We start from the raw sequence: 25,629 nt of genomic DNA, 5'->3' as shown, positions 1-25,629 counted from the left end.
CTTACAAATGGGCTTCATCCTTGCAAACCCTCACTTGACAGGGGTAGGGTGTGCTCTCTAGATTGGGGGCAACCGGAAAGCGGGGACAAATGTCCCCCCGGCTTCGTGGAGGCTTTATGGGAAAGGTGAACCGCCGCACCACGTTGAAGCTCATGGGTCTGGGGGCGGCCTTTCTGGCCGTAGGGGGCCGGGGCCTGGCCCAGCAGGCCCCCACCGCAGACCAGCTGGTGAGGGGAAAGGACCGGAGGCTCCTTGTCCTCTCCCAAAGGCCCATCGTCCTGGAAACCCCTTACGAGCTCCTGGCGGCCAACGCCGAGCGCACCCCCAAGGAGATCCTCTACATCCGCAACAACGTGGACCTCCCCGGCTACAACACCGTGGAGGGGGCGAACCTCGAGGGCTGGAAGGTCCAGGTGGGGGGCCTGGTGGACAAGCCCTTTACCTTTGAGGCCAAGGAACTCCTCTCCCTGCCCCAGCAGGAGGTGACCATGGTCCTCCAGTGCTCGGGGAACGGACGCACCCTCTACCAACCCCGCCCCTCCGGCAACCCCTGGAAGCGGGGCGGGGTGGGGAACGTGACCTTCCGCGGGGTGCGCCTTAGGGACCTCCTGGCCGCCAAGGGGGCCAAGCTCCTGGACAAGGCCTTCCACATCACCGCCCACGCCAGCCGCCAGGGGAACGCCCCCGAGTTCGTGCGCTCCGTGCCCATCCACGCCCTGGAAAACGCCCTCCTGGCCCTCTCCATGAACGGTGAGCCCTTGCCCGCGGTCCACGGGGGGCCCGTGCGCCTGGTCTTCCCGGGCTACTTCGGGGTAAACCATGTGAAATGGGTGGAAAAGATAGAGTTCACAGAGGGCGAAAACACCACCACCGAGCAGATGCCCCGCTACCGGGTGCCCGCCATCCCCAACACCCAACTGCCTTTCCTTCCGCAAGAGCCGGGCAAAACTTACCCGTATAGCTTCCAAAACTCCCGCCCCAACTGGCTGGTCACCCTCAACAGCTTCATCTTCGCCCCCCTGGAGGGGCAGACCGTCCGGGGCCCCTACGTGCGGGTGGAGGGGGTGGCCTTCAACGACGGCATCGCGCCCATCGTGAGCGTGGAGCTTTCCACCAACGGCGGACGGAGCTGGCACAGGGCAGAGCTGGAGCGCACGGAAAAGACCTTCGGCTGGGTGCGCTGGCGGGGGACGGTCTACCTCCGACCCGGGGAGCACGAGGTCATGGCCCGGGCCTGGGACGCCGCCGGGCGCAGCCAGCCCCTGGACGGCAACGTGGCCTGGAACGAGCGGGGCTACGAGTACAGCGGCGTGATGCGGGTGAGGTTCACCGTGTCCTAAACCCCAGGGGCGTAGCGGGCCCCACCAAGCCCTCCGGGGCTTGGCCTTAGACTTGAACCATGAAGAGATTCCTTGCGCCCATGGGCCTTCTGGCCCTCGGCCTTGCCGGGTACCTGGCCCTCGGCCAGTACACCCTGCCCGAGGGGCCAGGAAAGGACCTGGTCCTGGCCAAGTGCCAGGCCTGCCACGACATCGGCTTCGTAGCCCGGGAACGCCTTTCCCGAGAGCGTTGGGACGCCATCCTCACCGAGATGGTGAGCCGGGGCCTGCAGATCACCCCCGAGGAGCGGGCCGCCATCCTGGACTACCTGGCCCTTTACTTGGGCCTGCAGCCCCCGCCCGCCCCGCCCCCGGTCCAGGCCCAGGCCAAGACCGGGGCCCAGGTCTACGCCAGCTGCGCGGGCTGCCACGGGCCCCAGGGGGAGGGGAACCCGCCCACCTTCCCTCCCCTCAAGGGGCACGTGGAAAAGCTCCTCCGGGTGGAGGGAGGGCGGAACTACCTCCTCCTGGCGGTGCTTTACGGGGTGCAGGGCCCCATCAAGGTGGAGGGGCAGGAGTATAGCGGCATCATGCCCGGCTTCACCTGGCTTTCCGACGAGGAGCTGGCCTTGGTCCTGAACCACCTCCTCACCTGGGGGGCCCCTCAGGGGGTTAGGCCCTACACCCCAGCCGAGGTGAAGGCCGCCCGGGAAAAGCCCCTGGGCCCGGAGGAGGTGCTCAAGGCCCGGCAAGGGCTGAAGCTGCCATGAGGGGGCGGGTGGTTTCCCTGCACCTGGGGGTGGGGCCTGGCCTACCCAAGGACCCCGTGGCGGCCTTGGAGCTGGTGGCCGGCCTTGGGGCCAAGGGGGACCGGCACGCGGGGAAGGACCCCGACCGGGCGGTCCTGGTGGCAGGGCTTCCCGCCTACGGGAAGGCCCAGGAGGCGGGGATAAACCTCCCCTACGGGGCCCTGGGGGAAAACCTCCTCCTGGACCTGGACCCCCACACCCTCCCCCCCGGGGCCAGGCTCCAGGTGGGGGAGGCGGTTTTGGAGCTCACCTCCCTCTGCACCGTCTGCCGAAGCCTTTCCCAGTTTGACCTGCGCCTGCCCAAGCTCCTCTATGGGGGCCGGGGGGTTTACGCCCGGGTCCTCCAAGGGGGGTGGGTACGGGTGGGAGATGGGGTAAAGGTTCTGACCCTGGCGGAGTAGGCCCCGGGGGACCCCCCGGGGCCCCATTGGGGTCTAAACCCCCACCCCTTCTGGCATCTGGAAGGCCCAGTAGGCCGGTTTTTCCCCCTTGGGCTCGTTCAGGACCTCAATCCGGCCCTCCAGCCTGGGCTCCACCGCCTTGAGCTCGCGCAGGTAGTCCATGAAGCTCTCCGCGTCGGAGAAGCCCGTGTCCACCCGGTAGCCCTGGGCCTCCTTGAGCACGGTAAACCCATCCCCCCCAGCGGCGATGAAGTTGTTCACCACCACCCGGTAGGTGGCCTCGAGGTTCAGGGGCACAAAGCCTCCCGGGGTCCTCACCTCCACCCGCACCACCCGGTCCCCGGCGGGCCGGGAGAGGTCAAAGGCGTAGCGCAGGCCGGCCACCTGGAGGAAGCGCCCGGCCTGGGCCTCCCATTGGGACACCCCGTTTTCCAGGGCGGCCTTGATCTCCCGGCCCTTCAGGTCCATGACCACCAGGGTGTTGCCGAAGGGTAAGACCTCGTAGACCTTGCCCACGGTGATGGGCCCCTTGGGGATGGAGGCCCGGATCCCCCCGCCGTTTTGCAGGGCGATTTGCGTCCCGGCGTTTCGGGTCTTCCAGAGCATGCCATCGGCGATGAGGTTGCCCAGGTTGCTCTCCCGCCGCCTTACGATGGCCCGCTCCCCCACCAGGTCCACCCGGGCCTCGGCGATCACCTGGGCCATGAGGGCCATCACCGGCTGGGCGTAGGCCATGAGGGCCTCCTTGGCGAAGAAGTCCTCGGGGGCCACCTCGGGGGTCATGAGGAAGGGCTGGCCCTTGTAGGCCACCACCTCCCCCTTGGCGTCAAAGGTGACCTCGAGGAGGCCCACCACCTTGCCCCACTCCCAGGCCTGGACCACCAGCACGTCCTTCCCCTCGGGGTTCTTCACCACCGTGGGGTAGGGGCCGGCCGGGGAGAGTTCCCGGTGGGGGAAGCTCCCCAAGAGGGTGTGGGAGTGCCCGCCCACGATCACCTGGGCCCCCACCAGCCGCCTGGCCAGCTTCAGGTCCTCCCCGTAGCCCAGGTGGGAGAGGACCACGATTTTGTTCACCCCCTGCTTCAGGAGGGCAAACACCGCCTTCTGGGCGCTCTCGTAGGGGTCCAGGAAGTCCACGGTGGGCCCGGGGTTGGCGATCTCCCGGGTATCCGGGGTGGTGAGGCCGATCACCCCCACCCTCTCCCCGCCCACGCTGAGCACGGCATAGGGGGCGACGAGGCCCTGGAGCCGGGGTTCCCGCTCCAGGCCCAGGTTGGCGGACACCACCTTGAACTTGGCCCCCTTGAGGAACTCCGCCAGCGGCCCGGGCCCCAGGTCAAACTCGTGGTTCCCCAGGGCCATGACCCGGTAAAGGGCCCGGTGCATGAAGTAGCGGTCCGCCAGGCCCCGGTACTGGTTGAAGTACAGGGTGCCCTGGAAGACGTCCCCCGCGTCCAGGAAGAGCAGGTTCCGCCGCTGCCCCCGCAGGCGGTCAAAGAAGGCGATGCGCTGGGCCACGCCTCCCACCTTCACCCTCTGTCCAGATAGGGTGAGCTCCGTAGGCTCCAGACGGGCGTGGGTGTCGTTGGTGTGCACCAAGGTGAGGGTAAAGGCCCCCTGGGCCCGCCCCAGGCCCAGGCCCGCCAGGCCCAAGGCCCCACCGGCTTTGAGCAGATCGCGACGTCGGAACGCTTTCGTCATACACGCCTCCAGCCCCCAGTCTACCCAAGGGAAGGTCAGAAGGGGGTCAGGGGGTTTCCGCAAGGGGCTCTGAGAACACCTGACACATAAAGGCTTGACATCTTGCACATTTATGCCGTACACTTTGCGCAATCCGCCGGGGATTACAGGGGTAAAAACCGGCTTCGGCGGGCAGAGGAGGCAAAATATGGGGTACACCAAGGCAGAAATCCTGAAGGCCCTCAAGGAGGAGAAGGTCCAGTTCCTGCGCCTGCAGATCACCGACATCCTGGGCTTGGTGAAGAACGTGGAGGTGCCGGCCTCCCAGTTTGAAAAGGCCCTGGACGGGGAGATCATGTTTGATGGCTCCTCCATCGAGGGGTTCACCCGGATTGAGGAGTCGGACATGCTCCTCAAGCCCGACTACAACACCTTTGTGATCCTGCCCGACCTGGTGGAAGACCCTGCCCGGGGCCGGGTGGCCCGGCTGATCTGCGACGTCACCTACCCGGACGGCCGCCCCTTTGAGGGAGACCCCCGCTACGTGCTCAAGCGCCAGGTGGAGCGGCTGCAGAAGCTAGGCTTTGACAACATGTACGCTGGCCCCGAGCCCGAGTTTTTCCTCTTCCTCCGCACCCCCGAGGGCCTGCCCACCGTGGAGACCCACGATAAGGCGGGCTACTTTGACCTGGCCCCCATCGACAAGGGGGAGGAGGCCCGGCGGGACATGGTGAACGCCCTGGTGGCCATGGGCTTTGAGATCGAGGCCTCCCACCACGAGGTGGCCCCGGGCCAGCACGAAATCGATTTCAAGTACGCCGACGCCCTCACCACCGCGGACAACATCGCCACCTTCAAGTGGGTGGTGAAGCGCATCGCCCTGAACCACGGCCTGCACGCCACCTTCCTGCCCAAGCCCATCCGGGGCATCAACGGCAGCGGCATGCACACCCACCTCTCCCTCTTCAAGGAAGGCCAGAACGCCTTCTTTGACCCGAACGCCGAGTACCAGCTTTCCCAGACCGCCCTCCACTTCATCGCCGGCCTTCTGGAGCACGCCGAGGGGATGGTGGCCATCACCAACCCCCTGGTGAACTCCTACAAGCGCCTGACCCCCGGGTACGAGGCCCCCACCAACATCGCCTGGTCGGCCTCCAACCGCTCGGCCATGATCCGCATCCCCGCCCGCCGGGGGGTGGGCACCCGGGCCGAGCTGCGCATGCCCGACCCTTCGTCCAACCCCTACCTGGCCCTGGCGGTCATGGCCGCCGCCGCCATGGATGGCATCGAACGCAAGCTCCTCCCGCCTCCGCCCATCCAGCGCAACATCTACCAGATGAGCGTGCGCGAGCGGCGCAAGCACAAGATCCGCGAGCTTCCCGGCACCCTCCGGGAGGCCCTCGAGGCCTTGAAGAAGGACCCCGTGATCCGCGAGGCCCTGGGGGAGCACGTCTACACCCACTTCCTCCAGGCCAAGCAGATGGAGTGGGACGACTACCGGGTGACGGTCCACCAGTGGGAGCTGGACCAGTACCTGGCCACCTACTAAAGAGGGGTATGGCCTTCCCTCCCTCCTTGGGGGAGGGGGGCTGACCCATGGGTCAGGCATAAACATTCACCGGAAGGCATTGACAAGGCCCGGTACCCCCCCCGTAGAATGGGGCCGCAACGCGAACGCGTGCCTGAGGAGGTGCCTATGAGGAAAATCGGGCTTCTGGTAGCAGGTGTAGCCGCCCTGGGCATGGCCCTGGGCCAGGCCAACGTGATCAAGATCGCCACCCAGTCCCCCCTTTCCGGCCCCCAGGCCGCCTTGGGGGAGCAGATCAAGCTGGGGGCGGAGCTGGCGGTGGAGGAGGCCAAGGCCAAGTTCCGCCAGCTGGGCTTTGACCTGGTCCTGGTGCCCTACGATGACCAGGCCAACCCCGACGTGGGCGTGGCCAACGCCAACCGCATCATCAACGACCCCGACATCCTGGGGGTGGTGGGCCACCTGAACTCCGGCGTGGCCATCCCCTCCAGCGAGGTCTACGCCCGGGTGGGGCTCGTCATGGTCTCCCCGGCCAACACCAACCCCCGGGTCACCGACCGCCGCCTGCCCAACGTGAACCGCATCTGCGGGCGGGATGACGTCCAGGGCCCCGTGGGGGCGGAGTACGCCTTCAACAACCTGAAGGTGAAGAACGTCTTCGTCATCCACGACAAGACCGCCTACGGTCAGGGCCTGGCCGAGGAGTTTAGAAAGCGCCTCGAGGCCCTGGGGGGCAAGGCCGTGGCCTTCGTGGGCACCGAGGAGACGGCCAACTTCGTGCCCATCATCAACCAGATCCGGGGCGCCCGGCCCACCCCTGAACTCATCTACTTCGGCGGCATCTACAGCCAGATCGGGCCCTTCGTGAAGCAGCTGCGCGAGCGGGGCCTCAAGACCCGGGTTATGGGCGGCGACGGCCTGGACTCCAGCGAGTTCGTCCGCCTGGCGGGCAAGGAGAACGCCGCCGGCACCTACTACACCACGGTGGCCGGCCCGGTTTCCGCCTTCCCCAAGGCCAAGGAGCTGGCCCAGCGCTTCAAGCAGAAGTACGGCAAGGAGATCGAGGGCTTCGGCATCTACGCCTACGACTCCGCCAACGTGATCCTGGCCGCCCTGGAGGCCGCCATCAAGGCCGCGGGCGGCAAGAAGCCCACCCGGGAGCAGGTGGCCCAGGAGGTGCGCAAGGTCAAGCTGGAGGGCCTCACCGGCTCCATTGAGTTTGACGACAAGGGCGACAACAAGAGGGCCAAGTACTTCGTCATGCAGGTGGCCGCCAGCGGCAACTGGGCCGACAACAAGCTGATCCGCACCATCGAGCTCGCGGCCCCAGGCGCCAGGTAAACTGAGGTAACGCCTCGAGGGGGTGGCCTCGCGGCCACCCCCTTGGCCCGGAGAAAGGAGGCGTCTTGCTGGAGCAAATCCTAGTCCTTTTGCCCCAGGTCATCTTTGACGGCTTTATCCTGGGCTTTGTCTACGCCATGGTGGCCCTGGGGTACACCATGGTCTACGGCGTCTTGGAGCTCATCAACTTCGCCCACTCGGAGATCTTCATGATCGGGGCGGTGGTGGGGGTGGAGGTCTTCCGCTACCTCGCCCCCCACGTGGAAAACGGCTTCCTGCTCCTCCTCTTGGCCTTGGTCCTGGGCGGGGCCATCTCCGGCCTCACCGCCATCCTGGTGGAGCGCTTCGCCTACCGCCCCTTGCGCAAGCGGGGCACCACCAACCGCCTGGTCCCCCTCATCACCGCCATCGGGGTGTCCTTCATCCTCCAGGACCTGGTGCGCCTCATCGAAGGCCTCTGGCACAACGAGTTCTTCCTGCGCATGCGCACGGTGGAGGACCTCGAGGGTTCGGTGGAGCTCTTCGGCGGGGCCATCTTCGCCCAGAACAAATCCTTCATCCTCATGGGGGTCTCCATCCTCATGCTCCTGGGCCTCACCTACCTGGTGAACCGCACCAAGCTGGGGGTGGCCATCCGCGCCGTGGCCCAGGACCTCTCCACCGCCAGCCTCATGGGCATTGACCCCGACCGCATCATCTCCCGCACCTTCCTCATCGGCGGGTCCCTGGGCGGGGTGGCGGGGGTGCTCTTCGCCCTGCAGTACACCACCATCACCCCCTACGTGGGCTTCCTCCCCGGCCTCAAGGCCTTCACCGCCGCGGTGCTGGGCGGCATCGGCAACATCCCCGGGGCCATGCTGGGCGGGCTGGTGCTGGGCCAGCTGGAAAACTTCTTCGGCACCTACCTGCCCATCCTGACGAACGGGAACTTCGGCACGGAGTACAAGGACGTGGTGGCCTTCCTCATCCTCATCCTCATCCTGCTCCTAAGGCCCCAAGGCCTCCTCGGACAGGTGGTCAAGGAGAAGGTATGAGCGCCCTATCCTTCCTCCTCAGCCTGGCCTACCTGGGCCTGGCCTTCCTGGCCCCGGGGGCCCTGAGCCACCTCCTGGGCCTCCTGGCCCTAGGGGTTTCGGCCTTCGCCCGCCTCTCCCCGGGGGCCCGTACCCTCAACCTGGCCCTCCTCACCCTGGCCTTCACCGTGGGCCTCATGGGCTCGGGAAACACCCTGGGCCTCATCGGCCTGGTAGGCATCCTGGTGGCCCTCACCACCCTGCCCCGGATCCCCACCTGGATCCGGGCCCTTTTGGGCCTGGCCATCCTCCTCCTCTCCGTTCCCCTGGCCGGCTTCGCCAACACCTTCATCTTTGAGCTGGGGATCCAGATCGGCATCTACGCGGCCATGGCCCTGGGCCTCAACGTGGTGGTGGGGATGGCGGGGCTTTTGGACCTGGGCTACGCGGCCTTCTTCGCCGTAGGGGCCTACACCTGGGCCATCTTCGGCTCGGAGCAGGCCAAGAACTTCCTCCAGGGGGAGTTCCCCCTCCCCGGGGAGTACGTGTACCTCTTCATGCTCATCGCCATCCTCACCACCGCCCTCACCGGCCTCCTCATCGGCCTTCCGGCCCTGCGCCTCAGGGGGGACTATTTGGCCATCGTCACCCTGGGCCTGGGGGAGGTGGTGCGGATCCTGGCCAACAACCTGGACCACCCCATCAACTTCACCAACGGGCCCCAGGGGATCACCCCCATCGCCCGCCCGCCCATAGACTGGTTCCGGGAGGCCATGGCGGCCCTGGGGGTGCGCCTGGACCAGACCACCGACTACCAGCTTTTCTTCTACCTCCTCGTCCTCCTCATGATCGGGCTGGTGGTCCTGGTGAACGTGAACCTGGCCAACTCCCGCTTCGGCCGGGCCTGGGTGGCCATCCGCGAGGACGAGATCGCCGCCCGCTCCATGGGCATCCCCCTCCTGCCCACCAAGCTCCTGGCCTTCATGACCGGGGCGGCCTTCTCCGGGGTCATGGGGGTGATCTTCGCTGCCCAGCGCACCTTCGTCTCCCCAGAGTCCTTTACCCTGTTGGCCTCCATCACCATCCTGGGCATGGTGATCCTGGGGGGCATGGGCTCCATCCCTGGGGCCATCCTGGGGGCCGCGGCCCTCACCATCCTCAACCTGGACATCCTCAAGAGCTTCAGCGAGTTCGTGCGCACCAGCCTGCCCCAGATCCCGAGCCAGGTGGACCCTGCCAAGTACGAGCGCCTGGTCTTCGGCCTCATCCTAGTGCTGATGATGATCTTCCGCCCGGAAGGCCTCATCCCGGAAAAGCGCCACAAGGCGGAGATGGAGGAAGCATGAAGGCCCTCGAGGTCACCCACGCCACCAAGCGCTTTGGCGGCCTGGTGGCGGTGAACGACGTGAGCCTCAGCGTGGAACAGGGGGAGATCTTCTCCGTCATCGGCCCCAACGGCGCGGGCAAGACCACCTTCTTCAACCTCCTCACCGGGATCTACACCCCCGATGAGGGGAAGATCCTCCTCTTCGGCAAGGACGTGACCGGCCTCTCCCCGGACCGCATCGCCCAGGAGGGGGTGGGGCGCACCTTCCAGAACATCCGCCTCTTCGGGGCCATGACCGTGCTGGAAAACCTCCTGGTGGGCATGCACATCCACATCCGGGTGCCCTACTTCCACGCGGTCTTCCGCACGCCCCTGGCCCGGCGGGAGGAGCGCCGGGCCGAGGAGGAGGCCAAACGGCTCCTGGAGTACGTGGGCCTGCTGCACCGCAAGGACGAGCTGGCCAAGAACCTCCCTTATGGGGAGCAGCGGAAACTGGAGATCGCCCGGGCCCTGGCCCTAAGGCCCCGGCTCCTCCTCCTGGACGAGCCCGCCGCCGGCATGAACCCCAAGGAGACCGAGGAGCTTCAGGCCTTCATCCAGAAGCTCCGGGACGAGCTCGGCATCACCATCGTCCTCATTGAGCACGACATGCGCCTCGTGATGCGCATCTCCGACCGCATCGCCGTGCTGGAGTACGGCTCCAAGATCGCCGAGGGGACCCCCGAGGAGGTCCGGCAGAACCCCCGGGTCATCGAGGCCTACCTGGGCAAGGGGGCCGCAGGAGGTGCGGCATGAGCCTCCTAGAGCTGAAGGAGGTCCACACCTACTATGGCCACATCCACGCCCTCAAGGGGGTTTCCCTGCGCGTGGAAGAGGGGGAGATCGTGACCCTCATCGGCTCCAACGGGGCGGGAAAGAGCACCACCCTGCGCACCATCAGCGGCCTGGTGAGGCCCCGCCAGGGGGAGGTCCTCTTCCAGGGAAGGCCCATCCACCGCCTCCCCGCCCACCAGATCGTGGCCCTGGGCGTGGGGCACGTGCCTGAGGGGCGGAAGATCTTCCCCCGGCTCAGCGTGGAGGAGAACCTGGAGATCGGGGCCTTTTTGGAAAGGGACCGCAAGGTGGTCCAGGAGAGGAAGGAGCAGGTCTTCGCCCTCTTCCCCCGCCTCTACGAGCGCCGGGGCCAGAAGGGGGGGACGCTCTCGGGTGGGGAGCAGCAGATGTTGGCCATCGGCCGGGCCCTGATGCAAAACCCCCGCATCCTCCTCATGGACGAGCCTTCCATGGGCCTGGCCCCGGTGCTGGTGGACTTCATCTTTGAAACCATCCAGAGGCTGAACCAAGAGGGCAAGACCATCCTCCTGGTGGAGCAAAACGCCCGCCTGGCCCTGCAGATCGCCCACCGCGGGTACGTGCTGGCCACGGGGCAGATCACCCTTTCCGGAGCGGCCCGGGAGCTGGCGGAAAACCCCGAGGTGCAGAAGGCCTACCTGGGGGAAGGCTAAGGGGCCATACCTGGGCTTGCGCCCTCCTGGCGGGGGCGCATATACTTTCCCTGAACCTTTAGGGCTTGTCCCTGGAAAGGAGTGCCTATGAGAAACGTTCTCCTGGCCTTTGGTATAGCCCTTTTGGGCCTGGCCTGGGCCCAGCAGCGCCTGGTGGTGGCCCAAGGCACGGACCCCATCACCCTGGACGCCCCCTTGGCCCAAGACTCCCCCTCGGCCACGGTGGTCACCCACATCAGCGAAACCCTCTTTGAGCTTACCCCTGAGGGGCGGATCGTCCCCCTCCTGGCCGAGGGGCATAGCTTCAGCGACGGAGGCAAAACCCTTACCATCCGCCTCAAGCGGGGGATCACCTTCCACGACGGGACCCCCTTCAACGCCGAGGCGGTGAAGTTCAACCTGGAGCGCTTCGTTTCCCGCGAGCTGGCGAGCCCATTCGCCTTCCTCCTCTCCGAGCTGGAGCGGGTGGAGGTGGTGGACCCCTACACCGTGCGCCTGCGCCTCAAAAACCCCTTCGCCCCCGTGCTGGCCCACCTGACCCATAGCTCCACGGCCATGCAAAGCCCGGCGGCCATCCAGCGCTTCGGGGCCCAGTACCGGGACAACCCCGTGGGCACCGGCCCCTACCGCTTCCAGGCCTGGCAAAAGGGCCAGTTCGTGGACCTGGTGCGCAACGAAAACTACTGGGGCGAGAAGCCGCCCATCCCCCAGGTGCGCTTCATCCCCGTGCCCGAAGGCACCACCCGGGTGGCCCTGGTGGAGACGGGCCAGGCCCACGTGGCGGTACGGATCCCGCCCCAGGACATCGCCCGCCTCCAGGCCAACCGAGCCATTGAGGTGGTGCGCACCCCCAGCCTGCGCACCATCTACATCTACTTCAACACCCAACGCCCCCCCTTCAACGACGTGCGGGTGCGCCAGGCCCTGAACCACGCGGTGAACAAGGAAGAGATCCTGCAGTTTGTCCTGGGCGGCATTGGCCGGGTTTCCGATGCCCCCATCGCCCCGGGGATCTTCGGCTACACCCCCGTGGGCAAGTACGAGTACAACCCCCAGCGGGCCCAGGAGCTCCTGCGCCAGGCGGGGGTGAGCACCCCCTTTAGGGTCACCCTCCACTGCCCCACGGGCCGCTACTTCCAGGACATCCAGGTGTGCGAGGCCATCCAGGGCCAGCTCCGCCGGGTAGGGGTGGAGGCCACCATCCAGACCCTGGAGTGGGGGGCCTACCTGCAGGAAACCCAGCGTCCCCTCAAGGACAACCGGATCCAGATGGCCATGCTGGGCTGGGGTACGGTGACGGGGGATGCGGACTACGGGCTTTACCCCCTCTTCCACTCCAGCCAGTGGGCTCCTGGCTTCAACCGTTCCTTCTTCAAGAACGCCGAGGTGGACAAGCTCCTGGCCCAGGCCCGCATCTCCACCCTGCCCCAGGGCCGTCAGCAGCTCTACCGGGAGGCCATGACCCGGATCTGGCAGAACGCCCCCTGGCTCTTCCTGCACTCCGAGGTGCAGGTGACCGCCGTCCGCCAGGAGGTCCAGGGCTTCATCGTTCACCCCACGGAGCGCTACCTGGCCTACAAGGCCCGCTTCCGCTAAACCCCAAGCCCCCTACCGCCCCCGTGGGGCCCGCCCCACGGGGCCTTCCTGAGGCAGAATGCTGACCTACGCCCTTAGGCGTCTTCTCATCGCCCTCCCCACCCTCTTTGGGGTGGTGCTCCTGGTCTTCCTCATGGTGCGCCTGGCCCCAGGGGACCCGGCGGTGCTCCTGGCGGGGGAGTTCGCCACCCCGGAGACCCTCGAGGCCATCCGCGCCCGCTACGGCCTGGACCGCCCCTTGCCGGAGCAGTTCCTCCTCTACCTGAAGGCTTTGGCCCAAGGGGACCTGGGGGAGTCGGCCAAAAGCCGTCGGCCCGTCCTGGAGGAGCTCAAGACCTACTTCCCCAACACGGTGCAGCTGGCCAGCGCCGCCATCCTGGTGGCCCTCCTCACGGGCATCCCCCTGGGCATCCTGGCCGCCCTCCGCCCGGGAAGCGGCCTGGACCTTGCGGTCATGGTCCTGGCCCTCGTGGGGGTTTCCATGCCCGTCTTCTGGTTCGGGCTTCTGGCCATCCTCATCTTCTCCGTGGAGCTGGGTTGGTTTCCCGTGGCCGGCAAGGGCACCCTGGCCCACCTGGTCCTCCCCGCCATCACCCTAGGGGTGAACGCCACCGCCCTCCTGGCCCGCATGACCCGGGGAACCCTCCTGGAGGTCCTCTCCCAGGACTACATCCGCACCGCCCGGGCCAAGGGGGTTTCCGAGCGGGTGGTGATCCTCAAGCACGCCCTGCGCAACGCCCTCATCCCCGTGGTCACCGTGGCCGGGCTGGAGTTTGGCTCCCTCCTGGCGGGGGCGGTGATCACCGAGACCATCTTCGCCTGGCCGGGTCTGGGGCAGCTCCTGGTGGGCTCCATCCTGGCCCGGGACTACCCGGTGGTGCAAGGGGCCGTGCTCCTGGTGGCCTTTAGCTTCATCCTGGTGAACCTCCTCGTGGACCTCCTCTACGCCTGGATTGACCCGAGGGTACGCTATGACTAGACCCTGGCGCCGCTTCCGCCGCAACCGCCTGGCCCAGGCGGGAAGCCTCCTCCTCCTCCTTTACCTCCTGGGCGCCCTTTTCGCCCCCTTCCTGGCCCCCTACTCCCCCTACGCCCAGGACCTGCGCAGCGCCTACGTCCCCCCCCTGGCAGGGGTCAGCCTAAGGGGCCCCCAAGGAGAGGTGGGCCTTTACGTGAGCCCCGCCTACCGGCACCCCCTGGAAGGCGTCCAGGTGGACTGGAGCCAAAAATACCCCGTACGGCTCCTGGTCCGGGGAGACGAGTGGCAGTGGCTTGGGCTTCGGGGTAACCTCCACCTCTTCGGCGTGGAGGGTCCGGTCCGCCTCTACCTCCTGGGCACCGACGAGCAGGGGCGGGACCTTTTCTCCCGCATCCTCTACGGCATCCCCGTTTCCCTGAGCATCGGCCTGGTGGCGGTCAGCATCGGCCTCTTCCTGGGGGCGCCCCTGGGGGCCCTCTCCGCCTACTTCGGGGGCAGGATGGACCTCCTGGTGCAGCGCCTGGTGGACGTGATGCTGGCCTTTCCCGGGATCCTTTTGGCCATCGTCCTGGTGGCCATCCTGGGCACGGGCCTGGGCAACGCCATGATCGCGGTGGGCATCGCCGCCATCCCCATCTACGCCCGCCTGGTCCGGGGGGGGGTCCTCTCCCTGAAGGCCCTGGACTACGTGGAGGCCGCCCGGGCCCTGGGGGCTTCCCACGGCCGCATCCTCCTGCGCCACCTCCTGCCCAACGCCCTGGGCCCCATCCTGATCCAGACCAGCCTGCAGATGGCCATCGCCATCCTCTTCGCCGCGGGCCTGGGTTTCCTGGGCCTGGGGGCCAGGCCCCCGGAGCCCGAGTGGGGGCTGATGCTGGCCCGGGGGCGGGAGTACCTGGCCGTGGCCCCCCATGTGGCCACCTTTCCGGGGTTGGCCATCGTGGGCCTGGTCCTGGCCTTCAACCTTCTAGGGGATGCCCTCCGCGACGCCCTAGACCCTCGAAGCCACTAAAGGAAGGCTCAAAGCCCCTCCCCGCCGGCAGGGGTATCATGGAACCATGAGAAAAGGCCTGCTCTTCCCCCTCCTCCTGCCCCTCCTGGCCGCCTGCCAGGTGCTGGAGGGCTCGGGCTACCGGGTGGCCGAGGCCCAGCTCCTTTTTCCCGAGGCCACGGAGCGCTGGACCTACTTCTACGGGGAGCCCCGGGAGGTGAGGCTGGCCGGGAAGCCCCTGCGCCTGGAAAAGGCCTTGGGGGAAAGCCTATGGGCGGTTCCCGGGGCCCTTTGGGTGGAGGGGAACCCGGTGCTGCGGGAGGTGGGTCCGGCCCTAAAACCTCTGGCGGAGGCGGTGCGGGGGGTTTCTGGAAGCCTGGTGGAGGTCCGGGCCCAGGCCCCCTTGCGGACCACCTGGCTCTACGACGGGGTGGGCTGGGTGCGGCTTACAGGAAGCCTAAGGGAGGGGGAAAGGCGCACCCTGGTCCAACCCACCGCTTACCAAAGCCCCGACCTTTACGCCTTTACCGCGGGGGAAACGGGCGTGCTCCTGCGGGAGATCCTGGCCCGGCGAGGAGGGCGGCAGGTGGTCCTTTTTGAGCTTTACGAGCCCGTCCTCCGACCCCTGGCCCTGGACCCGGCCCCCGACGCCTACCGGGTGGGAGGGCTTTTGGTGCAGTACGGGCTTAGAGTGGAGTTGGTGAGCCCTCCCGCCCCCCTCTACCGGGTGTTGGACCAGGGTGCCAACGCCGCCTACGCCGAAACCGAGGCCCGGGCCTACCTGGCCAACAACCCCACCCGCTTCGCCGAGGTCTGGAACCTGGCGGTGGGCAACCGCCTTCCCCGGCCCCCTGCCCCCAGCGTGGACTTCCGCACCCGCAGCGTGGCCGCCTTCTTCTGGGGCCTAAAGCCCACGGGGGGGTACAGGCTGGAGGTGGCCGGCGTAACCTATAGCGCCGGCACCGCCCGGGTGGTCCTCAGCCTCGCCTCCCCCCAGCCCGGGGCCATCGTCACCCAGGCCCTCACCAGCCCCTATGTGCTCCTGGAGCTGGAGCGGGTGAGCCGGGTGGTCTTCACCGATCCTGGGGGGAGGACCCTGGCGGAAGCCCGGGAGTGAAGGGAGCCAAGCGCCCCCGCAAGGCCCCCACCAGGTAAAGGGAACCCGTGGCCAAAACGGGCAAGCCGTCCTCTAGGGCCTTCCCCGCCGCGTCCAGGAGGGCTTCCCAGGGGTCGGGGAAAAAGGGCTCCCCCAGTTCCCGTCCCAGGGCCCCTTGCCCTGCCTGGGCAAAGCGGACGCTGGCCGCCTTGGGCAGGAGGTGGGCCAACATGCCGGCCACGTCCTTCCGGGGGAAGGCGCCAAAGACGAGGTGGTAGCCGGCAAACTCCCGGGCCAGGGCCTGGGCCGCAGGGGGGTTATGGGCCCCGTCCAGGTACACCTCTACCCTCCCCAGGAGGAAGCGCTCCAGCCTTCCCGGGTTTCTGGCCTCCCGTAGGCCCTGGGCGATCACCCCTTCGGGGAAGCCCAAAAGCCGCAAGGCCGCGGCGGCCAGGCGGGCGTTTTCCTCTTGGAAGGCCCCGCGCAGGCCGGGGGGAGCGGGGAGGGCGAAAAGGGGGTCCTCCGGGTCCAGGAGGTAGAGGGGCGCGCCCCGCTCCCGGGCCAGCCTGGCCGCCACCTCCAGCCCCACCCCCCTGGCCCCCGTGACCACGGGAACCCCGGGGCGGAAGGCCCCCGCCTTGTCCCGGGCTACGGCCTCGAGGCTCCCCCCCAGGGCCTCCAGGTGGTCCTCTCCCACGTGGGTGAGGACGGTGAGGGCTACCCGGGAAAGGGCGTTGGTGGCGTCCTTCTCCCCCCCCACCCCCGCCTCCACCGCCGCCAGGGCCACCCCCCGCTCCCGGAAGTGCAGGAAGGCCAAGGCCGTGGCCAGGTCGAAGAAGCCGGGGGGCTCCGGCCAGGCTTCCCCCATGGCCCAGGCCGCAAAGGCCACCACCCTTTCCTCGGGAATCAGGCCCAGGTGGGTGCGGATCCTTTCGCGGAAGTCCAGGAGGTGGGGGCTGGTGTAGGCCCCAAAGGGGAGGCCGGCGGCGCGGAAGGCGGCCTCGAGGTAGGCCACCACGCTGCCCTTGCCGTTGGTCCCCAGGACGTGCACCGCCGGGAAAGCGTCCTCAGGGTGGCCCAAGCGGCGGAGAACCTCCCGCACCCGCCCGGTGCCCCGCTCCCCCTGGCGGCGGCGGGCGAAGAGCCATTCCAAGGCCTCGCGGTAGGTCATGCCCACCCCTACCCCTCAGCGTACTGGAGGCGGTAAAGGGTGGCGTAGTACCCGCCCCGCTGCAAAAGCTCCTCGTGGGTGCCCTCCTCCACCAGCCGCCCCTTGCGGAAGACCAGGATGCGGTCCACCCGGCGGATGGTGGAGAGGCGGTGGGCGATGACGATGGAGGTCCGCCCTTCCATGGCCTTGTAAAGGGCCTCCTGCAGGCGCCGTTCCGTTTCCGAATCCACGTTGGCCGTGGCCTCGTCCAGGATGAGGAGGATGTCGGGGCTATAGATGAGGGCCCGCACCAGGGCCAAAAGCTGCTTCTCCCCCGTGGAAAGCCCCGCTCCCCGTTCCCCCACCCGGGTATGGTAGCCCTGGGGCAGGCGCAGGATGGCCTCGTGCACCCCCAAGAACCGGGCCACCTCCTCCACCCTTTCCTCCGGGATGCCCTCGTCAAAGATGCGCAGGTTATCCAGTATGGTCCCAGAAAAGAGGAAGGGGTCCTGAAGCACGATGCCCACGTGCCGCCTCAGCTCCTCCTGGCGGTAGCGGCGCACGTCCTCCCCGTCAAGGCACACCTGGCCCCGCTTCGGGTCGTAGAAGCGGGCGATGAGGCTCACCACGCTGGTCTTCCCCGCCCCCGTGGCCCCCACCAGGGCCACCTTCTCCCCCGGGCGGATGCGGAAGGAAACCCCCTTGAGCACCCAGTCCTTCTCCGTGGGCTCCACCCCTTTGGGGGTGTAGGCCAGCCAGACATCCCTAAACTCCACCTCCCCGCGGAAGCGGGCGATGGGCTTGGGGTCCTCCGGGTCTTTCAGCTCCTCCTCGGCATCCAAGACCCCGAAGATGCGCTCGGCGCTGGCCATGGCCCCCTGGAAGAGGTTGAACTTATCCGACAGGTCCTGCAGGGGCTGGAAGAGCTGGCGGGTGTAGTCCACAAAGGCCACCAGAAGCCCCAAGGAAACCACCCCCCGCACCACCTCCCCCCCGCCGTAGTAGAGGAGGCCCGCCACCGCCAGGTCCCCCAGAAAGCCCACCACGGGGAAAAAGAGGGCGAACCAGCGCACGATCTCCACCCAGGCACGCAGGAGGTCTTGGGCCAGACGGTCAAACCCCTCCCCGCGCTCCCTTTCCCGCACAAAAAGCTGGATGGTCTCCACCCCGGAAAGGTTCTCCTGCAAGGCGGCGTTCACCCGGGCCAACCTGAGGCGCATCTCACGGTAGGCGGCGCGCATGCCGTTGCGCACCCAGGCGGTTACCCAAAGGAGAACAGGCACCACCAGGAGGACCACCAGGGTGAGCTTGGGGCTTAGGGCCAACATGAAGGCGAGAAGGCCAAAGAGGGTGAAGAAATCGGCGATCACCCCCACCAAGCCCCCGGTGATGAACTGGTTGATGGCGTCCACATCGGAGGTGACCCGGGTCATGAGGCGGCCCACGGGGTTTTTGTCGTAGAACCCCGGGTGGAGGAGCATGAGCTTGGCGAAGAGGCCGCTCCTTAGGTCAAAGAGCACCCGCTGGCCCACCCACCCGATGAGGTAGGTCTGGCCGTAGGTGGCGGCGAAATGCACCCCGCGCACCAGGAGGAAGCCCAGGCTGATCCAAAGGAGAAGGGCGTAGCGCTCGGCCAAGGGCTTGGGCTCCTTAGGAACCAAGACCCCGTCGATGGCCCATTTGAAAAAAAGCGGCGTGGCCGCGGCGGCCAAGGTGGTGAGGAGGAGGAAGAAAAGGGCCAGGCCCACCTGGAAGCGGTAGGGCTTGACGTACTGGAGGATGCGGGCAAAGAGCACCCGGTCAAAGGCCTTGCTGTAGGCGTCCTCCTGGGTCATTCCTCCACCTCCATGCGCTGGATGCGGTCCAGTTCCGCATAAAGCCCCCCCGCCTCCAGAAGGCTCTCATGGGTGCCCTCTTCCACGATCCTGCCCCCGTCCAGGACGATGATCCAGTCAGCATGGCGCAAGGTGGCGGTGCGGTGGGAGATGAGGAGGGTGGTCTGACGGCCCAAAACGGTCTTGAGCCCCTGGAGGATCCGGGCCTCGGTCTCCGTGTCCACGGCGCTTAGGGCATCGTCCAGGATAAGGATCCTGGGGGTCTTGGCCAGGGCCCGGGCCAGGGCCACCCGCTGCCTCTGCCCTCCCGAAAGGGTTACCCCCCGCTCCCCCAGCACGGTCTCGTACCCTTTGGGGAAGGCCAGGATCTCCTCGTGGATCCCGGCCAGCTTGGCCGCCCATTCCACCCGCGTCCGGTCAGGGGTTTCCAGGCCGAAGGCGATGTTGGCCCAAAGGGTTTCGCTAAAGAGGAAGGGCTCCTGGGGCGCCACCCCCACCACCCGGCGCAGGACGGCCAAGGGGATGCGCCGGGCCTCGTACCCCCCCACGTAGACCGTGCCCTCGGTGGGGTCCAGAAGGCGGGGGATAAGGGCCGCGAGAAGGCTTTTCCCCGCACCCGTGCGCCCGGTGATCCCTAGGGTCATGCCCTCGGGGAGGGTGAGGGTGATGTCCTTGAGGAGCCAGCGCCCCCCAAGCCTCAGCCCCACCCCCTGGAAGCGCACCTCCCCGCTCAGGTCCTTAGGCCTTAAGGGCAAGGGGTCTTGGTCCTGGATGGCGGGCTTCTGGTCCAAAAGCTCCAGGAGGCGCCTGAGGCTGGTGAGGCCCCGCTGGTACATGGCCATCACCCAGCCCAGGCCCAGGATGGGCCAGGTGAGCTGGGCCAGGTAGGCGTTGAACTGGACCAGCTCCCCCACGCTCATCGCCCCCTGGACCACCATCCCCCCGCCAACCCAGAGGACGGTGAGGAAGGCAAAGCCCATGAGAAAGCCCAGAAGGGCCTGCATGGGCCCCTCCACCTTGGCCAGGGCCAGGCTCTTGGCCATGTAGGCCCGGTTCAGCTCCTGAAAGCGGGAGAGCATCCGCCCCTCCAGGGCGTACCCCTTGACCACCCTTATCCCGCTGAAGGCCTCCTGGGCCAGGGTGCTGATGGCGTCGAAGGCCTCCTGGGCCTCCCGGTAGCGGCGGTCAATGAGCCGCAGGAGGTAGAAGATGGCCAGGGCGATGGCGGGCAGGATCAGGGTGAGGTAGAAGGCCAGCCGGGCGTCCACCGCGTACATGGAAAGGAAGGCCAGAAGGACCAGGAAGGAGAGGCGGCTTCCCATCATGATCCCCGGGCCCACCATTTCCCGGACAGCGGAGAGGTCGGTATTCAGGCGGTTCATCAGGTCCCCCACCCGGGTGGCGTGGTAAAAGCCCCGGTCCAGGCGGAGGAGGTGGTGGAAGAGGTCCCGCCTCAGGTCATACTCCACCTGGCGGCTGGCCACCACCGCCAGGCGGCGCATGAAGTAGGAAAGGAGGGCGCTTACCCCCGCGGAGAGGAGGAGGAGAAGGGCGTAGCGGCCATAAGGCCCCCCGTGGCCCACGGCGTCCACCGCCAGGCGCAGGAAATAGGGGGTGAGGACGAAGAAGAGGATGGAAAGGAGGCCCAGGGCCACCCCCAGGGCGTAGCGCCACCCGTAGGGGGCCAGGTAGGGCAGGAGGCGGCGGAGGGGGGAAGGTGACTGACCGGTCATATCCTCCAGTCTACCGCCACCCCCCTGGGCCTGTGGAAGCCGGGGCACACCCCTAGGCCTCCCCCGTCATCTCCCCCTTCAAGGACCGCAAGGGCTCCTGCCAGTCCTCCCCCAGGGTGAGGAGGCGGTAGGGCTTGGATAGCCGCCGCGCGGCCCTGCGCAGCAGGCTGGGGATGGGGGGGCAGGCGTAGGAGACCACCAGGAGAAGCCCCTTCACCCGGCCCAGGCGCCCCAGGTAGTGGAGCATGCCGAGAAGCTCCCGGTCCGTGGGCAGGTCCATGGGCAAGAGCTTCTGCCCCTCCTCCCTGAGGCGCTCAGGGGGTAGGTCGGGGAAGTAGGGGAGGAGGTCCACCCGGGCCAAGGCCTCCCCCACCTCCTGGCGGAAGGCCTCGTCCTCCAGGAGGTAGGGCTGGGCCACCACGCCCACGCTCCCCAAAGGGGTCTTGGGGGGGGGAGGGGGCTTGAGGAGCCCCTTGGCCCGGTCCAGGGCCCGGCCCACCAGCATGGGGTTTTGCGTGAGGATCTGGCCCACCTCCCCTGCCCGGCCCAGGGTCCTTTCCGAAAGCTCGGCGGGCACCTTGAGGACCGGGGGGAGGCCCGGGTAGTAGCGGAGGAGGGCGGCCTCGAGGTCCAACAGCCAAGGGCAAGCCCCCCCGCCCCGCTCGGACTCCACCCCCCCTTGCAGGTCGGGGAGGAGGAGGTAGTCCACCCCCTGGGCCTTCAGGGCCTCCACCTGGGCTAAAAGCCCCTGTACGGGCAGGCAGTAGGGCTGGCGCCGGTCGGGGGGCACCTCGGCCCGCACCACCTCCACCCCCAAGGCCCCCAGGTAGGCCTCCCAGAAGCCCAGGTACCGGCGGGAAAGAAAGCCCTTCAGGACACCCACGCGCATACGCCCTATCCTACGCCAAGGGCCTCCAATAAGGCCAGAAGGGCCTGCCGCCCTTGCCAAAGGCTTTGCGGGAGCACCCACTCCTCGGGGGTATGGGCCCCGCCTCCCCGGTAGACCCCGAGGCCCAGGGCAGGGATACCCCGCTCAATGGCGGCGCTGGCGTCGGTGGAGCCCGGCTGGAACTGGGGCCTCTCCCCGATGGCGGCCAGGGCCCTTTCCGCCGCCTGGCGAAGCCTGGGGGTGGCGGTGGCGCCCGCAGGGCGCTCCCCCAGAAGCTCTACCTCCAGCTCCACCCCGTGCCTCCGGGCCGCACCCTCAAGCACCTCCTGGGCGGCGCGGTAGAGGCGGGCCAGGTCCTCGGGAAGGAGGGCCCTCAGCTCCAAAAGGGCACTGGCCTCCCGGGGGATGGCGTTCACCGCCTCCCCGCCCTCGAGGCCCGAGGCGTTCAGGCTCGCCTCCCCCTCCTCCCGGAAAAGGGCCCAAAGCCCCCAAAGGCCCTCGGCCAGGGCAAAGACGGGGTTGGGGGTCCCCCTGTCCCCCCAGGCGTGCCCGCCGCGGCCCAGGAAGCGCACGCGGAAGCGCACCGAGCCCAAGGCCCGGTCCACGACCCCGGGGAGGTAGCCGTCCACCGCCACCACCACCTGGGGGGCAAGGGCCTCCACCAGGGCCCGGGCCCCCTTGAGGTTCCCTAGGCCCTCCTCCCCCACGGTGAAGCCCCGCACCACCCCGGGCCTTTCGGGCAGGGAGAGGAGCACGGCCACCCCCGAGGAGTTATCCCCCACCCCGGGGGCGTAAAGCCGCTCCCCCGCCCGCCTGGGGGGCTCGGGGGGGAGGACGGTGTCCAGATGGGCCAGGAGGAGCACCTTCCCCTCCCCGGCCCACACGTTGCCGAGCCCATCCCGCCGGGCCCCCGGGAGATGGGCGGCCACGTAGGCCCCCCGGGCCTCCTCCCCCGCAAGGGGAGCCAGTTCCAGGAGGAAGCGGACCGGGTCCACTACTCTTCCGGCTCAGGTTGGGCCAACCCCTCGCGAATGGCGTATAGGGCGGCCTGGGTGCGGTTGTTTAGGTGAAGTTTCTGGAATATCTCCGATAGGCGGTTGCGCACCGTCTTCTCGGAAAGCTGGAGCTCCGCGGCGATCTCCAGGTTGGTGTAGCCCTGGGCCACCAGCTTGAGGATCTGGATCTCCCGCTCGGAAAGCTCGGCGTGCAGGGGGGTGCTGGCCTCCTTCTTGGCCCGGAAGTCCTGGATGATGCGCCCGGCAAGCTCCGCGTCCAAAAGCACCTCCCCCGCATGCACCCGGCGGATGGCCCCGATGAGGTCGCTGGCGTCCGTATCCTTCAAGAGGTAGCCCCGGGCCCCAGCCTTCACGGCCTCAAAGACGTAGGCGTCCTGGCGGTACATGGTGAGGATGATGACCTTGGCCTGGGGCCATTCCTTGAGGATGGCCTGGGTGGCCTGTACCCCGTCCAGGCCCGGCATCTGGATGTCCATGAGGATCACGTCGGGCTTGGCCTCGAGGGCATGCCGCAGGGCCTCCCAGCCGTCCTTGGCCTCCCCCACCACCCGAAAATCCCCCTCCGCCTCCAAAAGGCTTTTCAAGCCCTGGCGGAAGAGGGCGTGGTCGTCCGCTAAGACTACGCGAATCACCCTTCCATCTTACCGCCCAGGGGTCTCGGGTATGGTGGAGGGATGAAGGTTCTCACCGTGGAGAAGCTGGTCCCCGGGGGCTACGGCCTGGCCCGGACGGAGGAAGGGGCGGTCCTGGTCCGGGGAGCCCTGCCGGGAGAGGTGGTGCGGGGCAGGCCCGTGCGCCGCAAGGGGGCCCTTTTCCTGGAGGAGGTGGAGGTGCTGGAGGGGCGGCCCGACCGCTACCCCCACCCCCTGCCCCCCTCCGCCGACCTGCCCCTCCGCTACGAAAGCCAGCTTCCCCTCAAGGAAGGGCTGGTGCGGGACGCCCTGGAGCGCATCGCCAAGCTCTCCTTTCCCCTTGCCCCCATCCGCCCTTCCCCCAGGGCCCTGGGCTACCGCACCGCCGCCCAGTACGCCCGCCATCCCCTAGGGGGGCTGGCCTACCGCCAGCCGGAGGGCTGGTCCCTCCTCCGGCTGGAGGAAGACCCCCTCCTGGCCGAGCCCCTGGCCTGGGCCTTCGCCCTCCTCCAGACCTGGCCCCTCCCCGTGGAGGAGGTGGCCCTTAGGGGAAGCCTTCTGGAGGGAAGGGTGCTCCTCGGCCTCATCGGGGGCCACCCCGAGGCCCTGAAGCGCCCCGCCAAGGCCCTGGTGAAGGAAGGCTTCGCCGGGGTGGTCTGGGGAGAGGCTTCCCCCAAAGGGCGCTTCCGCGGGAGGACCATGCCCCTTCACGGGGAGAGAACCCTCCTGGAGCGCTTCGGCCCCCTCACGGCCACGGTGAGCGTGGAAAGCTTCAGCCAGGTGAACCCCCTGGCCGCGGGGGAGCTTCTGGAGGAGGCCCAGGGCCTGGTCTCGGGGGGGCGAAGGGCCCTGGAGCTCTACGCCGGCAGCGGCCTCCTCTCCCTCCTCCTCGCCCCCCGCTTCAGGAAGGTGGTGGCGGTGGAGATCAGCAAGGAGGCGGTGCGCCGGGGGGAGGAGGACCGGAAGCGCCTGGGGGTGGCCAACGTCCGCTTCCACCGGGGGGATGCCCGGGAGGCGGCGCGGCTTGGGGCCTTTGACCTGGTGGTCCTGGACCCACCCCGCTCCGGCCTCTCCCCCGAGGTGCGGGCCTACCTCCTGGAGGCCCGCCCCGAGGAGGTGCTCTACATGGCCTGCAACCCCGCCACCTGGGCCCGGGACGTGGGGGAGCTGGTGCGGGGCGGGTACCGCCTGGCCTTCGCCCGCCCTTACGACTTCTTCCCCTTCACCCACCACGTGGAGGTTCTCTCCCTCCTCCGCCTAGGGTAGGGGAAGGGCTTGGAACCAGGGGGCGGGGTCCACGGGCACCCCCTGGAGGCGGACCTCCAGGTGCAGGTGGGGCCCGGTGGAAAGCCCTGTATTCCCTAAGAGGCCCAGGACCTGCCCCGCCCTTACCTCCTCCCCCACCCGCACCCACCGCTGGGAAAGGTGCCAGTACCCGGTGCAAAGCCCCATGCCGTGGGTCAGGACCACCGCCTCCCCCCGCGCCTTCAGCCGCTCGGAGAGGACCACCACCCCCGGGGCTGCCGCCCGCACCGGGGTCCCAAGGGAAGCGGCGAAGTCCAGGCCCTCGTGGTAGGAGGTGAAGAGGGTGCCGTAGCGCCGCCGGGTGCCGAAGGGGCTCGTCACCCTTCCCCCCTCCAGGGGAGGGCGCAAGGGACCCTGGAGGCGGAGGGACCCGGCCTTGGGGCAGGCCTCCACCACCTTCCTTCGCTCCGCCTTGAGCCCGGGGTCCCGGAGGAGCTGCTCCAGGGAAGGGGTGAGGGCCAGGGTCTCCTTGGCGTACCCCCCGGGGGCCACCCGGAGGGGGAGGGAAACCTCCTCCCCCTCGAGGACCAAGACCAAGGGGTACTCCCCCGGCGCCACCAGGGCCCCCACGGCCAGGAAGCCCCAAAGCCCCCCCTCCCCCAGGGCCAGGGGGTAGCGCACCCCCAGAAACTCCGCCCACCCTGCCCGGTACCCCTCCACCCGGAGCCCCAGGGCCTGGCCCTGGACGGGAGGGAGGAGGCGGAGGCGGCCTTGGGGGAGGGGAAGCTCGAGGCCCGCCCTGATCCGCAGGACCTGCCCCGCCCGGAGGCGGTTGGGGTCCTCCAGACCGTTGAGGTGGGCCAGGGCCTCCACCGTGGTCCCGTAACGCCGGGCGATGGAAAAAAGGGTCTCCCCGGGGGCCACGGTATGGGTCTGGGCCCAGGCGGAAAGGAAAAGGAGGAAAAGCGCCCCAAGCCGGCCCATGGGCTTATCCTATAGGGAGACCCTATGGTGCTGATCCTGAATGGTCCCAACCTCAACCTCTTGGGCCAGCGGGAGCCCGAGGTCTACGGCCGGACCACCCTGGAGGAACTGGAGGCCCTGTGCGAGGCCTGGGGGGCGGAGCTGGGCCTGGGGGTGGCCTTCCGGCAGACCAACTACGAGGGCCAGCTCATCGAGTGGGTGCAGCAGGCCCACAGGGAGGGGTTTATGGCCATCGTCCTCAACCCCGGGGCCCTCACCCACTACTCCTACGCCCTCCTGGACGCCATCAAGGCCCAGCCCCTTCCCGTGGTGGAGGTCCACCTCAGCAACCTCCACGCCCGGGAACCCTTCCGCCAGCACTCCGTAACCGCAGGGGCCTGCCGGGGGATCGTCTCCGGCTTCGGCCCCCTCTCCTACAAGCTGGCCCTCACCTACCTGGCCGAAACCCTGGAGGTGGGCCCCGCCTAACCCCGGGCCATCCCCCGCCCTTCTTGGGCAAATTTTTGCTTTCCTGCCAACCCCTCGCTTCTGGTATAGTGAAAGGTGGCGTCTAAACGCCC

The 25,629-nt window shown here is 68.2% G+C and carries 23 protein-coding genes; 15 read left to right on the top strand and 8 right to left on the bottom strand.

Annotated features, from left to right (window positions below):
• Positions 1 to 116: 116 nt before the first annotated feature.
• From TCCBUS3UF1_RS03320 to TCCBUS3UF1_RS03310, 3 genes are read left to right on the top strand one after another with little or no spacing between them, the layout of a single operon-like run.
• On the top strand, positions 117 to 1,340 hold the full coding sequence (locus TCCBUS3UF1_RS03320; RefSeq protein ID WP_014515087.1) for a sulfite oxidase: 1,224 nt from the start codon (positions 117 to 119) through the stop codon (positions 1,338 to 1,340).
• A 59-nt stretch (positions 1,341 to 1,399) separates the two neighbouring features.
• Complete coding sequence (locus TCCBUS3UF1_RS03315) at positions 1,400 to 2,089, top strand: c-type cytochrome (RefSeq protein ID WP_041433728.1); 690 nt, start codon at positions 1,400 to 1,402, stop codon at positions 2,087 to 2,089.
• Positions 2,086 to 2,529 (top strand): MOSC domain-containing protein, encoded by a 444-nt coding sequence (locus TCCBUS3UF1_RS03310; protein ID WP_041433727.1) that lies wholly within the window; start codon positions 2,086 to 2,088, stop codon positions 2,527 to 2,529. The genes TCCBUS3UF1_RS03315 and TCCBUS3UF1_RS03310 overlap by 4 nt, the downstream gene beginning before the upstream one ends.
• A gap of 33 nt (positions 2,530 to 2,562) precedes the next feature.
• On the opposite strand, the gene TCCBUS3UF1_RS03305 is transcribed toward TCCBUS3UF1_RS03310, so the two are convergent.
• Complete coding sequence (locus TCCBUS3UF1_RS03305; RefSeq protein WP_014515084.1) at positions 2,563 to 4,230, bottom strand: bifunctional UDP-sugar hydrolase/5'-nucleotidase; 1,668 nt, start codon at positions 4,228 to 4,230, stop codon at positions 2,563 to 2,565.
• A 187-nt stretch (positions 4,231 to 4,417) separates the two neighbouring features.
• Between TCCBUS3UF1_RS03305 and glnA the strand changes: the two genes are divergently transcribed.
• From glnA to TCCBUS3UF1_RS03255, 10 genes are all read left to right on the top strand, one after another.
• Positions 4,418 to 5,758, top strand: a complete 1,341-nt coding sequence (gene glnA, locus TCCBUS3UF1_RS03300) for a type I glutamate--ammonia ligase (protein WP_014515083.1) — start codon at positions 4,418 to 4,420, stop codon at positions 5,756 to 5,758.
• Positions 5,759 to 5,905: 147 nt separating this feature from the next.
• Positions 5,906 to 7,078: a branched-chain amino acid ABC transporter substrate-binding protein gene (locus TCCBUS3UF1_RS03295; protein WP_014515082.1), complete on the top strand. Its 1,173-nt coding sequence runs from the start codon at positions 5,906 to 5,908 to the stop codon at positions 7,076 to 7,078.
• A gap of 65 nt (positions 7,079 to 7,143) precedes the next feature.
• Positions 7,144 to 8,112 carry a branched-chain amino acid ABC transporter permease gene (locus TCCBUS3UF1_RS03290; protein ID WP_014515081.1) on the top strand — a complete coding sequence of 323 codons (969 nt, stop codon included), beginning with the start codon at positions 7,144 to 7,146 and terminating at the stop codon, positions 8,110 to 8,112.
• Positions 8,109 to 9,437 carry a branched-chain amino acid ABC transporter permease gene (locus TCCBUS3UF1_RS03285; protein WP_014515080.1) on the top strand — a complete coding sequence of 443 codons (1,329 nt, stop codon included), beginning with the start codon at positions 8,109 to 8,111 and terminating at the stop codon, positions 9,435 to 9,437. Before TCCBUS3UF1_RS03290 ends, TCCBUS3UF1_RS03285 begins: the two co-directional genes overlap by 4 nt.
• The gene (locus TCCBUS3UF1_RS03280) at positions 9,434 to 10,213 is read left to right on the top strand and encodes an ABC transporter ATP-binding protein (protein WP_014515079.1); all 780 of its coding nucleotides are present in this window, start codon (positions 9,434 to 9,436) and stop codon (positions 10,211 to 10,213) included. Before TCCBUS3UF1_RS03285 ends, TCCBUS3UF1_RS03280 begins: the two co-directional genes overlap by 4 nt.
• Complete coding sequence (locus tag TCCBUS3UF1_RS03275; RefSeq protein WP_014515078.1) at positions 10,210 to 10,923, top strand: ABC transporter ATP-binding protein; 714 nt, start codon at positions 10,210 to 10,212, stop codon at positions 10,921 to 10,923. The genes TCCBUS3UF1_RS03280 and TCCBUS3UF1_RS03275 overlap by 4 nt, the downstream gene beginning before the upstream one ends.
• Positions 10,924 to 11,010: 87 nt before the next feature.
• Positions 11,011 to 12,519, top strand: coding sequence for a glutathione ABC transporter substrate-binding protein (locus TCCBUS3UF1_RS03270; RefSeq protein ID WP_014515077.1), 1,509 nt, complete (start codon positions 11,011 to 11,013; stop codon positions 12,517 to 12,519).
• A gap of 58 nt (positions 12,520 to 12,577) precedes the next feature.
• Positions 12,578 to 13,498, top strand: a complete 921-nt coding sequence (nikB, locus tag TCCBUS3UF1_RS03265) for a nickel ABC transporter permease (protein ID WP_014515076.1) — start codon at positions 12,578 to 12,580, stop codon at positions 13,496 to 13,498.
• Positions 13,491 to 14,510: an ABC transporter permease gene (locus TCCBUS3UF1_RS03260; protein WP_014515075.1), complete on the top strand. Its 1,020-nt coding sequence runs from the start codon at positions 13,491 to 13,493 to the stop codon at positions 14,508 to 14,510. The genes nikB and TCCBUS3UF1_RS03260 overlap by 8 nt, the downstream gene beginning before the upstream one ends.
• Positions 14,511 to 14,556: 46 nt before the next feature.
• Positions 14,557 to 15,606, top strand: a complete 1,050-nt coding sequence (locus tag TCCBUS3UF1_RS03255; RefSeq protein ID WP_014515074.1) for a protease complex subunit PrcB family protein — start codon at positions 14,557 to 14,559, stop codon at positions 15,604 to 15,606.
• Here TCCBUS3UF1_RS03255 and TCCBUS3UF1_RS03250 read toward each other — a convergent pair.
• From TCCBUS3UF1_RS03250 to TCCBUS3UF1_RS03225, 6 genes are read right to left on the bottom strand one after another with little or no spacing between them, the layout of a single operon-like run.
• The gene (locus TCCBUS3UF1_RS03250) at positions 15,563 to 16,756 is read right to left on the bottom strand and encodes a folylpolyglutamate synthase/dihydrofolate synthase family protein (RefSeq protein WP_041433725.1); all 1,194 of its coding nucleotides are present in this window, start codon (positions 16,754 to 16,756) and stop codon (positions 15,563 to 15,565) included. The two genes, TCCBUS3UF1_RS03255 and TCCBUS3UF1_RS03250, sit on opposite strands and share 44 nt — an antisense overlap.
• An 8-nt stretch (positions 16,757 to 16,764) precedes the next feature.
• Positions 16,765 to 18,570 (bottom strand): ABC transporter ATP-binding protein, encoded by a 1,806-nt coding sequence (locus TCCBUS3UF1_RS03245; RefSeq protein ID WP_014515072.1) that lies wholly within the window; start codon positions 18,568 to 18,570, stop codon positions 16,765 to 16,767.
• A complete protein-coding gene (locus tag TCCBUS3UF1_RS03240) occupies positions 18,567 to 20,303 on the bottom strand; it encodes an ABC transporter ATP-binding protein (RefSeq protein WP_014515071.1) in 1,737 nt (578 codons plus the stop codon). The genes TCCBUS3UF1_RS03245 and TCCBUS3UF1_RS03240 overlap by 4 nt, the downstream gene beginning before the upstream one ends.
• 52 nt (positions 20,304 to 20,355) lie before the next feature.
• Positions 20,356 to 21,192 carry a hypothetical protein gene (locus tag TCCBUS3UF1_RS03235; RefSeq protein WP_041433723.1) on the bottom strand — a complete coding sequence of 279 codons (837 nt, stop codon included), beginning with the start codon at positions 21,190 to 21,192 and terminating at the stop codon, positions 20,356 to 20,358.
• A gap of 5 nt (positions 21,193 to 21,197) precedes the next feature.
• On the bottom strand, positions 21,198 to 22,187 hold the full coding sequence (locus TCCBUS3UF1_RS03230; RefSeq protein ID WP_014515069.1) for a M20/M25/M40 family metallo-hydrolase: 990 nt from the start codon (positions 22,185 to 22,187) through the stop codon (positions 21,198 to 21,200).
• Complete coding sequence (locus tag TCCBUS3UF1_RS03225) at positions 22,187 to 22,840, bottom strand: response regulator transcription factor (protein WP_014515068.1); 654 nt, start codon at positions 22,838 to 22,840, stop codon at positions 22,187 to 22,189. The genes TCCBUS3UF1_RS03230 and TCCBUS3UF1_RS03225 overlap by 1 nt, the downstream gene beginning before the upstream one ends.
• 42 nt (positions 22,841 to 22,882) lie before the next feature.
• On the opposite strand from TCCBUS3UF1_RS03225, the gene TCCBUS3UF1_RS03220 reads away from it, so the two are divergent.
• Positions 22,883 to 24,106 (top strand): class I SAM-dependent RNA methyltransferase, encoded by a 1,224-nt coding sequence (locus tag TCCBUS3UF1_RS03220; protein WP_014515067.1) that lies wholly within the window; start codon positions 22,883 to 22,885, stop codon positions 24,104 to 24,106.
• Here TCCBUS3UF1_RS03220 and TCCBUS3UF1_RS03215 read toward each other — a convergent pair.
• Positions 24,098 to 25,069 (bottom strand): peptidoglycan DD-metalloendopeptidase family protein, encoded by a 972-nt coding sequence (locus tag TCCBUS3UF1_RS03215; RefSeq protein ID WP_014515066.1) that lies wholly within the window; start codon positions 25,067 to 25,069, stop codon positions 24,098 to 24,100. The genes TCCBUS3UF1_RS03220 and TCCBUS3UF1_RS03215 overlap by 9 nt on opposite strands.
• Before the next feature lie 24 nt (positions 25,070 to 25,093).
• Here TCCBUS3UF1_RS03215 and aroQ point away from each other — a divergent pair, with 24 nt between their 5' ends.
• A complete protein-coding gene (gene aroQ, locus TCCBUS3UF1_RS03210) occupies positions 25,094 to 25,537 on the top strand; it encodes a type II 3-dehydroquinate dehydratase (RefSeq protein WP_014515065.1) in 444 nt (147 codons plus the stop codon).
• Positions 25,538 to 25,629: the final 92 nt, after the last annotated feature.

The organism is Thermus sp. CCB_US3_UF1 (genome assembly GCF_000236585.1).
Lineage (GTDB): Bacteria > Deinococcota > Deinococci > Deinococcales > Thermaceae > Thermus.
Note: the sequence above shows the minus strand (reverse complement) of the source record. Positions and strands in the feature narration are given on the sequence as shown.